Annotated in this window: 8 protein-coding genes and 1 pseudogene; all 9 read right to left on the bottom strand. The window is 40.2% G+C overall.

Annotated elements, in window-relative coordinates; translation table 11 throughout:
• Positions 1-160 (bottom strand): annotated as a pseudogene (locus BACCELL_RS27315) (acyltransferase family protein); the annotation flags it as partial.
• A gap of 66 nt (positions 161-226) precedes the next feature.
• Entirely contained in the window at positions 227-2,383 is a 2,157-nt protein-coding gene (locus tag BACCELL_RS08210) for a TIM-barrel domain-containing protein (protein WP_044153707.1), read from the bottom strand.
• A 34-nt stretch (positions 2,384-2,417) separates the two neighbouring features.
• Positions 2,418-4,454, bottom strand: a complete 2,037-nt coding sequence (locus BACCELL_RS08205) for a beta-L-arabinofuranosidase domain-containing protein (protein ID WP_007211230.1) — start codon at positions 4,452-4,454, stop codon at positions 2,418-2,420.
• Between the two features lie 7 nt (positions 4,455-4,461).
• Positions 4,462-6,987: a glutaminase family protein gene (locus BACCELL_RS08200; RefSeq protein ID WP_044153505.1), complete on the bottom strand. Its 2,526-nt coding sequence runs from the start codon at positions 6,985-6,987 to the stop codon at positions 4,462-4,464.
• 103 nt (positions 6,988-7,090) lie between these two features.
• Positions 7,091-8,083, bottom strand: a complete 993-nt coding sequence (locus BACCELL_RS08195) for a hypothetical protein (RefSeq protein WP_157133890.1) — start codon at positions 8,081-8,083, stop codon at positions 7,091-7,093.
• 73 nt (positions 8,084-8,156) lie between these two features.
• Positions 8,157-9,125 (bottom strand): DUF4973 domain-containing protein, encoded by a 969-nt coding sequence (locus tag BACCELL_RS08190; RefSeq protein ID WP_007211227.1) that lies wholly within the window; start codon positions 9,123-9,125, stop codon positions 8,157-8,159.
• 18 nt (positions 9,126-9,143) lie between these two features.
• Positions 9,144-11,198, bottom strand: a complete 2,055-nt coding sequence (locus BACCELL_RS08185) for a RagB/SusD family nutrient uptake outer membrane protein (RefSeq protein WP_007211226.1) — start codon at positions 11,196-11,198, stop codon at positions 9,144-9,146.
• A 13-nt stretch (positions 11,199-11,211) separates the two neighbouring features.
• Positions 11,212-14,328, bottom strand: coding sequence for a SusC/RagA family TonB-linked outer membrane protein (locus BACCELL_RS08180; protein WP_007211225.1), 3,117 nt, complete (start codon positions 14,326-14,328; stop codon positions 11,212-11,214).
• A gap of 24 nt (positions 14,329-14,352) precedes the next feature.
• Positions 14,353-15,693, bottom strand: a complete 1,341-nt coding sequence (locus BACCELL_RS08175; RefSeq protein ID WP_007211224.1) for an IPT/TIG domain-containing protein — start codon at positions 15,691-15,693, stop codon at positions 14,353-14,355.
• Between the last annotated feature and the right edge of the window lie 17 nt (positions 15,694-15,710).

Genomic DNA, 15,710 nt, shown 5'->3' with positions numbered 1-15,710 from the left:
CGGCAAGATAGCCGTGATTAATGATTTGTGCGAGATGGTTGCCCCCCGAATGTGCTTCAAGAAGATGGAAGGCTACGACCATAACAGCTGCCACTCCACGCAATCCATCCAGGATTTCATAATGCGGCTTTGAGGCGAGATAAATTGTCTGAGTATTCATTGGAGCATCAGATATTATTAGTTCAAGTATCGCACATTGGAGACATGCGATACTTGAATTATATATTTATAGTTGAATTTCAATTCCCTCTGTGAGGTTTCCACTTCCTTGACGTATACCTTGTTTGGTAACTACTTTTACAATGGCCATGTCCTTGTTTTCTGTCTGGTACTTGCCTGTTTTTCCTGCTAACTTCACAATTACCTTGTTATTTGCTCCCTTTTCGGCAGTGAACTGTTGCAAACTGTAGTTTCCTTTCTTGAAAGACCATCCTTCTCCTTCATCCCAGTACATACTACCACTTGCTTTGCCCTGTTCGTCCAGACAAACCAGTAGTGTGAGCGGATCTAGTGATTTCTCAGTAGTGTTCTGTATGATCTTCCCTGTAGGAATAATGGCTCCTCCACGTATTTTGAGTTTTGACTGATATTTATCTTTATTGTCTCCGGGGAATAAGGAGAACTCTTCCCAAATACCTTTAGGCAGTGCTACTTGTTCAGCCCAGGAAGGTATAACCAGTAGATCGCTACCAAGCAAGAATACTTTCTCCTCTCCACGCAAGGATAAATCCTTAGGATCGGCGAAGAAAGCTGGTTGCATGATAGGCATGCCGGTTTCAGAGGCTTCCTGTAATAAAGTATAGAGGTAAGGTAATAGCATGTATCTGCGTTCCAATGCTGTACGTGCCGCATCTTCTACTTCTTTACCAAATGCCCAAGGCTCTTTATCATTGGTTCCGGCACAGGCGTGAGCGCGGGAGAACGGGTAGAAAGCGCCTAGACCAATCCAGTGTCCCCACAAGTCTGCGTCCGCATTGAACAGGAACCCACCTATATCTGCACCGCTAAAGGGCTGTCCGGATAATCCCAGCGTGATAGACATAGGAATGGACATTTTCAGATGTTCCCATGAGGAGCCGTTATCCCCGGTCCAAGTTGCTGCATAGCGTTGTCCTCCCAAAAAGTTAGAACGAGTCAGAATAAACGGGCGTTTTTCGGGCCGTACAGCCTCTATTCCGGTTCTGGATGCTTTTACCATCAGAAAACCGTACACATTGTGATATTGCAGGTGACTACCGGCAGGTAAATTGCCACCACCCCGGTGAAAATTGTCTTCAGGCATGGTTCCAGTGGGAGTATTACTAATTTGAGGTTCGTTCACATCATTCCATACACCGTCTACTCCTTGTGCAAGGAAATCCTTATATAGGCCACTCCACCATTTAGATACTTTGGGGCATGTAAAGTCCGGAAAAGCTGCGGAACCGGGCCATGCATCTCCATTATACTCCTTTCCATCTGCAGTTTTTACCCATACATCATTTTCTGTTCCTGATTTGTAAACAAAATAATCGGGATCAACTTTTGCTCCCGGGTCGATCATCCAGGCACTATGGAAACCACGCAAATGTAAATCTTGATTTAATTTCTTTGGATTTGGGAAACCTTTCGGGTTAAAAGTGAAGATGCGATATCCGTCCATGTAGTCAATATCCATCCATATAACATCACAGGGGATACGTCTTTCACGGAAGTTATCGGCAATTTCAAGTACGCGGCTATCTGGTGAATAGGAGAATCGGCATTGCTGATAACCCATTGCCCACCGGGGAATCATTGGCATGGTTCCAATGAGCTCTGACAGACCTTTTACAACAGCTTGGGGAGACTCTCTGTCAATGATGAAGACACGGAATAATTCACCTTCACTTCTTAACTCTATCTTGTCATCCATACTGGAGAGTTCGGCTTTCCAGGTAGTATCAAATAGAATACCAAAAGAAGTGCCGTCTTTGCGTACACCCATAATCCAAGGATGTGATTGATACAGGCGTTTACCGCCATCTACTCCATAGGCTCCTGAATCTGTGTTCCATAATTTAATCGTTTTGCCGTTTCTCAGTAGCGTACCGGTAACTTCACCACCTCCATAAAGGCTTGTGCCTTCAGGTACTGCCAGAGAAGCTCCTGCTTTTCCATCATTCAAGAAGAATTCCGGCATTAGTGTCCAGTTTGATGCCAGTTCGCCTTTTTTACGTGGTTCACTTTGTAGGGCAAATGATGGAATTTTCTTTGCATCATACCCTGTGGGTATGAATTGAGCAATACCGTCTCCAACCATGAAAGAGCGCTCGATATTCACTTGCTGTGTGCCGGCATGAGTGATCTGGATGCATACTGCCAGTAGGCAGATCATTGCTGTTTTCAGATGATTAAAATTCATATTGTTATTGATTTTAGTGATATTGTTAACTAAATTATTTTCCAACAATGGGGAATTCAGAGATACGTAGGGTGGTGCAACCATAAGGTATTAATGTGATTTCCTGTTCTTCTCCTTCAGCACCGTTGCAGAAGGAGAAAGGTTGAGGTCCTGCCATTTCATTGTAAACTGTCCATGTGGGAATAAGGCGGGCTTTCATCTTGATTTCAATCGGTGCATTCTCTTGATTCCAGGGGAATATTGATTGCTGTTTTTGGCTATCAATACTAACTTGTGCTATTTTATTCACTTGGCTGCGATCAAAGTCCACCAACCCATAATTCCAAGGTTCGGATGAAGTAACTTGATAATAAAGGGGGCCATACCAGCTATTATTGAGATTTTCTTTTTTCCAGTTTTCCTTTATTTTAAGAGCATATACTAATGGGCCTCTTTCAATAGTCACAGCATTCTCGTACCATGTACTGGTAGAAACTTCCATGGGTAAGTGTAATTCTACATTGTCATTTCGCTTCCATATACGATTGATAACAGCGATCCGCCCTCCTTCAATGTATTGTTCTGCCTTGCCGTTTACTATTATCTCAGCACGTTTGCACCATTTCGGAATGCGTAAGTGTAGCGGGAATTCGACTTGTTTGGTTTTGTTCTTCACTTCTTTAATAGTGAAGGATATACGGTTATCCATAGGATAATAGGTATCTTCACTAATTACGACCGATACATTGTTACCTACTTTAGCTGTGACTTCTGATGGAGAATAGGTAAAGGCGGCAATACCATTATCGGGCGTTGCATACCATAAATGCTGTGTGAATTTTGGCCAGCCTTGATGCATATTTGAAAAACAGCAAGGATAGCCGGTCAATGTGCCGAAAGTAATATCCGTACCTTCATGATCCTGATCGAAATTACGGCGGTGACGAGTTACCATAATCTGGTTGGGTTGCTGGAAGTATTGTTTAATCATGAAGTCGTCTGATATCTGGGTAGGCAGAGCATTGAAGGCTATGCGTTCCAGGTGATCGGCAAAATCAATATCTCCTGTAATTTCTACCATCTTTTCAAGGGAGTACATCAATTCTACAGCGGCGCATAATTCAGAACCCTGTGTAGGGTTGTTTCCATGTAATGCTTCATCTCCACCATACATTCCTTGTGGCTGTCCGTGAAATTGACGGATATCCTGAAACCCTCTTTTTACAGCATCAATGTATTTAGGATTGGTGTCTTGCTGATAATAAATGATCGGTTCTTTGATACCTTGTGCCAGATTTACACAGTGTATTGTACAGATGCGGCGCAAATCCCCTCGGTTTACCATATCAACAAAGCTGTAACTCTGTTGGTGCAATAGATGCCCTAATTCGAGTAAGAAAGCCTCCCCTGTGAGATTATACAGCCAATATACAGCCTGCAGGTTATCGCAGGCACGGAATTCAGCCCAAAAACTCCAGTGTCCTAGGGGTTTCTGTGGTAAGGTATTTAGTTGATAACGGAAGTATTTGGTCATAAAGGTGATGATTCTCTCATCGTTGGTTGCCGAATAGTATTGTTGTAAGATTTTCAACATTACCATACGTGGCCACCAATCATGTGAATTATCACGCTGTAATCCCGGTTCACCCGGATAGTCTTTTGCCGGACCAAAAAAGCCGTCTTCGCGTTGGCTTTGCAAAGCCCATTCTATCCAAGGCTGCACCTTAGCTTTCAGTTCTTTATCATCCAGGATATAGGCAAGAGGCAATAAGCCGTCAATCCAATAAGGACCACGTTCCCATTGGTCACCATCACCTCCTAACCAACCATTGCGTTCGCCCATGACTAAAGGATAGAGGGTGTCCATCTGTCCGGTGGCACCATTCTTTTGCCGGATTAGCATCTCTCTTAACCAACCTTGGGGCTTGATACTGCCCAAGGGAAGTTCTATTAATGGCTTTTGAAGTAGCGGATAGCGATTATTTCTGTAGTTATCCGTTACGTCTTTTTGAGGTTCGACAGCTTGTAGAGTGCAGCCGAATCCGATTCCTACCAATAGGTAAAATGCTTTCTTGATAGTAGATATATTCATATTTATTCTATTTGCTACTGTGTATTTTATCCATTAAAACTTTTATCCAGTATCCACCAACCACTGAACGGGCTTTGAAGCCTACCATTTTGCCACTATCCGTATAAAAATAGTCACTCATAGGAACTCGTGATGCGGTCTCATTGATGTACTTGTACAATGGGCTTACGAACTTCTCAAATTCCGTTTGATTGGCTGACATAGAGGCACTCCAGAGAATCCAATCCGATTTACTATAAGTGTTGCGTGAATCGAGTGGCAAGCCATACGTATTCTGTTTGGTCAGGTAGTAAGCAATTTCCTTTTTGGTGATTTCATCCGGAAACAGGTTTGTCTGCCACATTTTATCCCAAATCATGTTGTACTTTTGGCTCCAGGTGTCTTTACGGTCGAAGGCTAGACGGTAGTGATCACCCTCGCGGGCCATGCTTTCCCATTTGCAGGCCATATCTTTGGCAATGGTTATGTATTTGTCTGCTACATCATTCATGCCCAACATGCGTGCCATTTCACTGTAACCGGTGATACCCATTATGGCTTTCAGCGACAGGTTAGCATTATGTGCCCAGTGACCGGCAAAGTCGTCTGTACAGAGTTGATTCTCTGGATCGAGTCCATTCTCCACTAGGTAGTTAGTCCAGATAGTCAGCAAATCCCAGTATTTCTTGGCATAGTTGGCATTTCCTTCTATCATGGCAATGGTTGCGGAAAGAATAACCATGTTACCACTTTCTTCTACCGGCATGTCAGCGCCATATATCTGTCCGTTTGCTATCGGATATACCCCTAAATCGTGTGCCGGATAGGGTTTAGTCCAGCGTTTGCTGGCATTATAGTCGAAGATACTGGTCATCATGCCTTTCACCAGGTCTATATTGTAAGTCAAAAAGAGTGGAGTGGAGGGATAAGTTACATCTACTGTATTGATAAATCCGCCACTGTTATTTTCTTTGGAGAAAAATAGTAAGTTTCCGTATTTGTCGGTGAATAGCTTGTGAGCGGATATAGCTTGGCGATAAGCTGCGGAGCAGATCTCAGCGTATTGTTTGCCACCAGCTTTCAGGGCATCATCATAAATAGTTTCATCTTGCATACGGCAACGTTGCATAATCTGTAGGTAATTATCTCTTAATTTCTCAAATGCATCGAAGATAGACACTTTGCCTTCATGTTTCCAATACCCCATATATCTTTCATACATATATTCTATGGAGTAGATATCATCATATCCTAACATTAGGAATCCGGTATTTCCGGTTTTATCTACTGCACCCAGGTTGTGTACGAATGTCATGGCAGGTTGTTCTTCGGCACATTTTGCCCACCAGTTGAGTGTGGAAAGTCCACTTTTTCCGTTTTGTATGAAAGACCGCTTCATTTCATAATAATCGCCTAAACCGATTTCTGTTCCTGTTCTGCTGGGAGTGGCTAAGTAAGTATACCCCCAGTCAATGCAGATTCCATCACCCTTATGATGGCATACAGGCTGATCTATGGTTCCAGCTTCTATATAGCGGATACCGTTTTTAGAAAATATCTTGGCGGATGTGGGCTGTGTGTTTTCATTGACAGCCAATTCCGGGGTAGTTTCAAAGTAAAGTTGCACGTCGTGTGCCTTTTTGTCTAATGATCGGACATGGTAAGAAATGTAATTTATAGGAGTAGACAATAAATCCAGATCATCAATCAGTTGCGGTGCTGTGAATACAACATCCAGTTCCACCGGACCGCATGTGAAAGTATAATAAGTTGAAGTTGCCAGTACATCTACTGAAGTTTGTACCGCTTCTGCTGCAAATTTTACAGCATCTTTCTTTTCACAATAGAGTCCGAAATCGACATAAGCGCCTCCGGTTGTGTTGTGGCAGTGGGCTGCTATAACGTTCTTTCCCTTGCGGAGTTTCTTTCTTGCTTCATCTGTAAGTTTTAGGTATACATTGTTTTTCCACTCTTCGCCTGTAGTAACAAGTTTTTCCCCGTTCAAGTAAAGTTCAAATACATCATCGTGGGAGTAAATGATGTAAAAATCTCTTTCAGATTCCAATTCGTTTATATCAAATGTACGTCGTACATAAATGTCGCTATTCTGTTCGCTCCATTCTGTATGGACACGTGGGAGATCACGGCTTCCGAAAGCGGCTTTTCCATGTTTCCATTCTTTGTCGTCGAAATCCAAAGATATCCAATTATCGGCTGGCTTTTTTCTTAAAAAAGTGCCTTCCCAGATTTCTGTGTCGGTCATTGGTGCTATGGCTTGCAGATCCAGTTTCTCTTTTCCCAGAAAACGGTAACTTTTACCATCTACACGCAATGCACCTATCAATGATTTGGGTGCATCGGTCCAGTGCAGAGTTGTTCCATCCATCAGTTTATCGCAGGGAGACCAAATAGAAAAATTGGGGTCTGATACGATTAAGGGGACAGAAGGAAGTCGTAACTCTACGTTCCTACTGGGACGATAGAGGTCGGTAGCATATGCTGTGGTGTATAATGCTATTGATAGGAGGAAGGATGTGAATAGTTTGGATTTCATAATTAATTGTATGTAAAATAGTGAATTGGTTTAAAGATTGCACGTATTAATAGAGATCATGAAATTCTATGGGTAAGTAGTTAAGCTAATCACTTACTTATTCTTATTCTTTAGTGTCCATTAAATTGAGGCTCTTATGTATATTAGCTTTTGCATATGCATGTAGTACTTCACCTCTATAAGCAGGAGAAATATAGAAGTTGAAATAATACACTTTTTCATCAAATATCATTCCAAGTTTATAAGGAGAGTTTATAGGAACATCATAGAGAGTTTTGTTTACAATAAATTTATGAAAAATATAATTTGTACCAATACTATAGTTTACTTCCTTTACTTGGTCTCCAAATTTTAGTTTATAAGGACCGCGCATCATCTCTACTTCTAATACCATATCTACGTCAAGATGTAATTGCACATAAACATTTATGTCTTGGCGATCACCAGAGCGATCTCCTTGATATAAAAAACCATTAGTATTTAATTCCCAGGGATCATAGCTCCAATTTTCTGGAAGCCATTCTGACATAGCACCACCACCACACAATACGCCTTGAATATCGAAAGCCCTTTTAGGGAGTCTGGCAGCATTAAGTCTTACTGTAAGTAGCCGATAATCATCTGGATGATAATTAGGGACTTCAAGATAATAAGGTGTAGTAGATAGTATTGTATCTGGATGGTAATAATACCAGTTATGATCAGCACCATTTCTATCAGAGTGCAATCGATATTGTATATAACAACCAGTATTTAAGTTAAAATTGTACTTTGGTAGATTTGGAAATTTTCCTTCAGTATTGTACACATATTCTCTACCTATTCTAGGAACATTAATAACCACTTCATCATGAGTATAGTAGCTCTCGTGATCTATGGGAAAGCTCATTGCAGGATATAAGTTTGTTTCTTTAGAATCATTGATGGTTAATAAATTTATGCTATCTTCTTGTGTATGTAATATGTTTTCGCTGTTTGTGTCTGCTGCAAATTCTTCTTCTAATACATCAAAAGAACTTTCTTCTACTTGAAACATATTATTGCTACAAGAAGACAAAAAAAGGATAGATACTAATAGCCACTTGCTGTTTTTCATGATAGATTTTGTTTGTTAAATGAGGCTGTGTATTGTTTTATACACAGTCTCATTTAGGATTGCTTATTGTATTTTACCAGATAATAGCTTGATCTTCATCTGGGATTGTTGTGTTTATCTTACGTTCCATGATCAGTGAACCCTTGAAACGATACGGGATATAAAGGTTATCTGTAATCAATTCATTATATTCATATTCCATATCCAGTTTGATATAACGATGCTTTAGGTATGGCTGCAAGGCATCCATTTCTTCACTGATTACATAACCTCCGGAAATAAAATTGAAGCCTATCTTGTCTTTATGGGGGGCATCTAATATTAAGATTCCACCATCGTTGAAATGAGCAGTAACTTTATACAGTTCGCGATTTTCTAGTTCTTCTTCAGTTACACCTGCATAAAAGAAGATTGTATTATCATCAACAACGAAAGCTGTACGGGTATCCATAGTCATCGGGGTTTGCTGGTTTTCTTCTTTATCTCTTTGATAAATTAATCCGGCACTAGCAGAATAACTACCTGAAAAATTATTGAAGGGAATAACATTCAATAATGCTTTGCGGTAGTGTTTGCGGTAGTTGATTTGATAACCATCACCTTCTGCAATAGTCAGAGGGAGGATGTATTTCTCTGTCATGTTGATTCCACCTAATGAGAAATCAATGTCAAGCAGCCCTACACTGGTGCCCTTCTGTAATGTAACTTGAGTGGAAGGCAAGTCATAGTATGTTTCATCCAATAATTTGTAGTACAGGTCTTCCCGATATCTGAAGCGTTCAAAATTCAAATCGGTTAGTGTATCTACATCCAATGCTACATTCACTGTGATATTACCGTCGTTCATAGTGGTGCCACTTAATACGACTGGTACCTGATAGGATGTTTTTCCATTCGGTTTATACTTCACATAGATATCCGCTACGCCATTTTTTCCGAATGATACGGCTTGTTTGTACAATTCATCTTCCCATTCATTGTTGCAAGCATAACAAGCAAAAACCACCACTATGGTGCATAATATACAATATATTGTTTTCATAAAAGTATTCCTTTAATGTTAATCATAATAGGTCCAGCCCGGGTTCTGTGTCAGTCGGCTGTTTTTCTTTAATTCATCATGAGAGATAGGCCAAAAATACATCTTCTTGGTAAATACCGAAGGCATGGAAGGTATTACAGTTGGTATATAGAACATATCTCTGTTGTTCTCGCCGATGTTGGTGTTACAGCCATACATCATGGTTGCCTCTTCTTCCGGAGCATCTTTCCAACGACGGAGATCGTAATAGCGATGTCCTTCGGCAAATAATTCAATCTGGCGTTCGCGTTTCAAAGCCTTGCGGAACAAATCTTTGTTATTATATACCTCTGCTTTATAGTTAGGTACACCGGCGCGAATACGGATAGGTTCGATACCTTTTTTCATTTCGGCTTCATCACGTTTAATAGTATAGGTTTTGGAACCATCCCAAGATGCTATTTCATAACTGTTAGAAAGTTCGTTTAAGGCCTCAGCATAAATCAATAATACTTCAGCATAGCGGATAGCCGGTTCTGTTTTTGGAATAATACGACCACCGTTTTGATAAGAATCCTGAGGATTATAGAACTTCTTTATACCAATGCCTGTACGTAAATAAAGGTCTGGTGATTGAGCTAATTTACCATTTTCTGAGCCGTGATAATACCATGCCCGATAGAAACGCTTATCTTCATCATATGAAGTAGTCATTTCCCAAATACTGCCATTATAAGCAACAGAAGCGTAAAAACGAGGTTCACGATTGGCATATTGCAAAGATACTCCGGTAGGAAGTGGCTTGTACTGGTCTTTGTTTTCCTCGGTGACAAATCCTGTTATGCGTGAACTGCCATCACCGCGTCCCAAACAATCATCTTTACCAGGAACGTCGCTTCCGTCGTTCATATAGTATGCGTCGCATTGTTTTAGTGTTATGCCATGACAGTTATATCCACCCATTTGGAAAGGCATTTGGTGCATGACCATGGTTTCTACATCTTCTGTCATAAATCCATCAAAATCTCCTTCTTTTCGAGTGTTTACACCACGGGTAAAGATTAATTCTGAATTAGCTTTAGGTTGCACATCGCCATTAAAAATAGAGCGATAGGATTCAAATGGATCAATGTTTTTCCAACCGTTAGGCCATTCGTTTTCTGAGTATTCGCGATTTTCATCTGTAACAGGAGGAATAATAGTTTCAGGGTACGCCTGACCTCCATCATTATTGTAACGTCGACTAGCCACATAGAGATGGTAGATATCTAAATCCATAACATCTTTTGCAGCAGCGGCAGCTCTTGCCCATTTAGATTCATCGTATTCTTGGGAAATTAAAATATTACCTTTGTCATCAGTTAAATCAGCCATTTCTGTATTTCCGTTTGCTAATGGACTGGCGGCATAAAGCAGAACTTTGGCACGTAGTGCTAAGGCTGCTCCACGAGTGGCACGATTAATATCACTATTAGTACGAGTTATAGCCAATTCACCTGCAGCTATTGCCATTTCGTCAGCAATATAGTCCGCACATTCATCGTAACTATTACGAGGTAATGCTAAATCTTCATATTCTGCGGTATAATCCATCTCCCCATCGTTAGGAATCAAAGGTATAGGACCATATTTACGCAATAATAGCCAATAGTAGTAGGCACGAAGAAAGCGAGCTTGGCCTCTATAATCAGCTATTTCTTCCTGTGTGAAATCCTTGTTTACATGGATATTCCGAATGAAAGTGGAAGCATCCCGAATGCCGATATAGCATTCTTTCCATGAACGTTGGAAAGCACCTTCATCATACATACCGTACTTCAAATTGCGATATAAACCACTGCGGTCACCAAAATACATATCGTCAGAGAAGTTATGAGGAGTATTACCCTTACTGCACACATCGTCATTGCAGCCTAATAGGTGCGTATATACACCGGCTAACCACTGTTCAGAGTATTTCTTGTCTTCAAATAGTTTTTCTTCCGTCATTCGGTCATTGAAATAACGGTCTACATTCAAATAGTCGCTACATGACGAGAAGGCGAGTGCGCTTACTCCCAGTGCAGCTGTTAGAAGAATATTTTTAATTTTCATATAGTTCGTTTTTTTAGAAGGTTACATTCAATCCTAAAGTATATGTTTTTGACAATGGGTATTTCATACCGTCACCACTTGCCAATTCAGGATCCCAAAGTTCTAGTGAATCCCAAACAGCGAGGTTGTTACCTAAAAAATAGAAGCGTGCTTTCGTCATACGCATCTTATTTACCCATTTCTGTGGTAGTGAATAACCAATTTCTAATGTTTTGAGGCGTAGATATGAACCATCTTTTAACCAATAAGTAGAATTGCGATAGTTATTATTGTTACCTCCATAGCTCAAACGCGGGTATTTAGCATTCGGATTTTCGGTTTCAGTCGTACCGGATATTTCACTTGAAATCCATCGATTACTGGATTTGGCCATATCTGTTAGGATATTACCCCATTCGCCGTCTTTAAATGCATAGACACTGGAACCATTAATGAAATAAGATGATTTTCCTGCTCCCTGAAAGTGAATGTTGAAATCAAATCCTTTCCAAGTGGCTGAAAGTCCCAAACCATAAATTAGACTTGGCTTATCGGTAGCACCAATAGGTGCTTCGTCTAATCCATTGATAACACCGTCTCCATTCACATCCTTATATTTGATGTCTCCTGGCATATAATCGCCAAATTCTTGTTTGGGACTGTTGCGGATGTCATCATAATCTTTGAATAATCCTAAAGCTATTAGACCACGAGCTTGACCATGGCGAAAACCTTCTGTCATCTGATAAGGATAAGAGTTTAGCTGTTCGTCATATTCTAAAACTTCATTTTTTGTATAGGTCATATTACCACGTATGGTGAAATCTACTTGTCCCACTTTTTCATGTAACATGAAATTGCCGTCAATACCTTTTGAACGCATTTTTCCGACGTTAGCCCAAGGTTGGCTAGTGACACCAACGATTTGTGACAAGTACTGACGCTGCATATAAATTTGTTCGCGGGTATCTTGATAGATATCTACAGTCATTGAGAATTTACCATTGAGAATGGACATATCTAAACCTAAATTATGCTTTTTGGCAACTTCCCACCCCAAATTCGGAGAGGAAATTTGAGAATAACGGTATCCATCAAATCGGTATGAATTATTAATGTCGCCGTAGTCCCAACCCAATACTTTGTCTTTATAGACCATGTTACCAAATGTGTATAAATAGGGAAAACGACGTTCCCATTCATTGTCAGCAAGTTGATCATTGCCAACTTCACCATAAGAATAGCGAATTTTGAACATATCTAACCATTTCCAACGATTTTTGAGAAATTTTTCTTCTGCAATATTCCAACCTACAGATATGGCAGGGAAGAAGCCAAATTGATGTCCACTCATGAAATTTTCCGAACCGGTGTAACCGAAATTGAATTCTGCAAAATAGCGATAGTCATAGGCATAGGTTGCACGGCCGGAGAAACCTTGCGAACGTCTGGCAATAGCTTTCATGATATCATCACCTACATCGGCCGTTTTAACTTTTTGATATTGGAAATACTTTAAAGTAGCACCGATATCATGCTTTTTTGCAAATACACGATTGTAGTGTAGTTCTGCTTCTAGATTTTCGCTACGATTACCATCAGTGTAGCTAGATTGCTTCATCAACTGCTCTTCACCTACACGATTCATTGTCAGTTTACCATTCTCATCACGGCGACTTTCTGCTTGCCATAGTTCCGGACGCTTAGTTCTGTTATTCCTATTTTGATTTTCAGTGTCAAAACCGTAACGAGCAACAAATCTTAATCCTTTTGTAATGAAATCCAACTTTTGTTCCAATGTTACGTTTGTTTGAATTTTGTTGAACCATTTTTCTTGATAACCGGTTTGTGTAGCCATTACCCATGGGTTCATGCGGTTATCTGTTCCATAAGTTGGAACTTTTCCATCAGAATACATGAAAGGAATACTTATAGGGTTTTGTCCTACGATAGATCCCCAAATTTGATCATTGTCCATACCCGGCATATTCTGTAAATCCAAAGAACCACCAAGACCAACACTAACTAATGTGGTACGAGTCACATTTAAGTCTGCATTCATGCGGTAGGTCCAACGAGAAAGATTTGCATTTGTATTGTAATCCTTCTTTAAATTACTATCCGTATTATACATACCTTCCTGATTCAGATATCCTACAGATACATAGTAGCGAGCTGTGGAACCACCACCACTGATGTTGACTGTAGCACGTTCTGACCAAGCGCCATCTCTTAACAATGCATCTTTCCAATCCACATTCGGGTAGAGGTCAGGATCTAAACCTTGACGCAGAATTTCCATTTCTGTAGGAGTATAACGTGGTTCTAAATTGCGAGTAGTTCTTGCCTCGTTTAATAGAGAAGCATATGTATATCCATCTACGAATTCTGGTGTACGGGTACGGGTATTGTAACCACCTTCTACCTTCACATCAATATTAACCTTACCTTCTTTACCACGTTTAGTAGTAATCAATACAACACCGTTTGCACCGCGTGAACCATAAATAGCTGTTGCGGATGCATCCTTCAATACAGAGAATGACTCAATATCTTCAATATTCAATTCATCCATGGAACGTTCAAAGCCATCTACCAATATCAATGCTTTTGCATTGGCACCAAAGGTTGAAATACCACGAATCCAGAAATCGGATACCTTACCAGGTTCACCAGATCTTTGCATGCCGATGATACCTGCCACATTACCTGCCAAGGCGTTGGTGATACTAGTAGAGGCACTTCCTGAACTTTTTAGTGTATTGATATCTACCGTTGTAATAGCACCGGTAATGGTTGCTTTCTTCTGTACTCCTGTACCAGTAATGGTTACTTCATCCAATACACTATTGCTGGATGGTTTCATCTGTACATTGATTTCTTTATTGCCAGTGATAGGTACTTCCATTTTATCATAACCGATATAAGAAAAGACCAATATCTGATAAGATGTAGCCTTGATGCGAAATTTTCCATCTACATTAGTGATGGTACCCAATCCGGGGTTATCTTTTATAACGATGTTTACACCTATTAGTGGCTCTTTATTTTCATCAAGAACTGTTCCGGTTATTTCAGATACACTCTTTTGTGCCCATATCGTAGAGAGGCATCCCAAAAGCAGTACCCACATTAATAAATACTTTTTCATAATATAATATGTTTCTCATTAATATTATTCCTTTGTGATAATACGGATTCTCTTATTGTTCTTGTCCGCAATGTAAAATTCACTGGTATTCCTGTTGTAGGCAATGCCAAAAGGACGGTCAAATCTGGCTTCTTTTCTTAAGTCACCATCTGCCCAACCCCATTCTTCACGACGTCCCGCAAAAGTGCTAACTTGACCGCTCGGTTCTACTTTACGAATCAGATTATTATTCTGGTCACAGACATAGAAATTATCATCATTGTCGAAGCATCCTTGTTGAGGTTCGTTAAATTGGGCCTTACTACCAGGACCATCAGTGTATCCCTTGTTGTTTTTACTTCCACATAAGATGTAAGGTTGCATCAGACGGCCTGTTGCATAATCAAAATTGGCTCTGTATATACAGTGGTGTCCCATACTTACAATGTAGGCAAATTTACCACTAGGTGCAAATATTAATGCTGAGTTGAAACCATTATCCAAACGGAATATCTGGTCTTTGTCTTTTCTATCAAAATCCCATTTATAATATTCACCACCATTCCAACGATTGAAGAATAAATCGCTTGTTTCAGGGTGAACGTCTCCTCCACAACAACTCTTCATACGGGCTACTGTTACCCATGAAGCAAAATCTTCTTTTGATGGATCATTGCTACGTTCTGCCACAGCTACAGCTACACCTTCATCACTATTATCTTGGTCATTAAAGAAATATAGTTTACTATGATCTGCATTGAAAGCCATAGAACGCGGGTGATTAACTCCGCTTCCGGTACGCCATATAGTAGTTACTGTGCGGTCTTTCATATTGAGTTTACGTAATCCTTGCTGGTCTTCCAATAAATAAATATTATCTTCATCATCTATCTCCAGCCAGTAAGGAGCTTGGAATTGTGCATCCTCAAAAGAACCGTCTTTAATCGTACTATTGCCATCTATATCAATATGTCCGGTCAGTGTTTTTACTACCAAAGAAGGAACATATTCAAATTCCTTTTCAGCTACAGCTTCCTGTGCTGATTCGTTTAAACCTACAGTAACCTTCACTGGACCTACTCCTGCTTTCTTAGGTACAAAACAATAGAGACATGAACCATTAGAACTGATAAGGACAGCTTCTTTGTCATTAACCGTTACCTTGATTTTACTCAAGTCTGTTCCGAAATTACTACCATAAACCAGAAACTGAGCGCCTCCTGCAGCTGCTTCTGGTGTGAAGCTTGTTATTTCTACAGGTACAGAAGGATCGTAGATGGTAGAATTATCCTCATCCTTATCATCCTTACAGCCGACAACACCCAAGATAAGGAGCAGTACTAACAAGTACCACTGTTTCCATTTAACATTTAAATGTGTTTCCATAAAAAATTATTAGAGTT

Origin of the sequence: Bacteroides cellulosilyticus DSM 14838, from assembly GCF_000158035.1 — a bacterium.
GTDB classification, from domain to species: domain Bacteria; phylum Bacteroidota; class Bacteroidia; order Bacteroidales; family Bacteroidaceae; genus Bacteroides; species Bacteroides cellulosilyticus.
The sequence above is the reverse complement of the archived record's forward strand: the minus strand, read 5'-3'. Positions and strand labels throughout refer to the sequence as shown.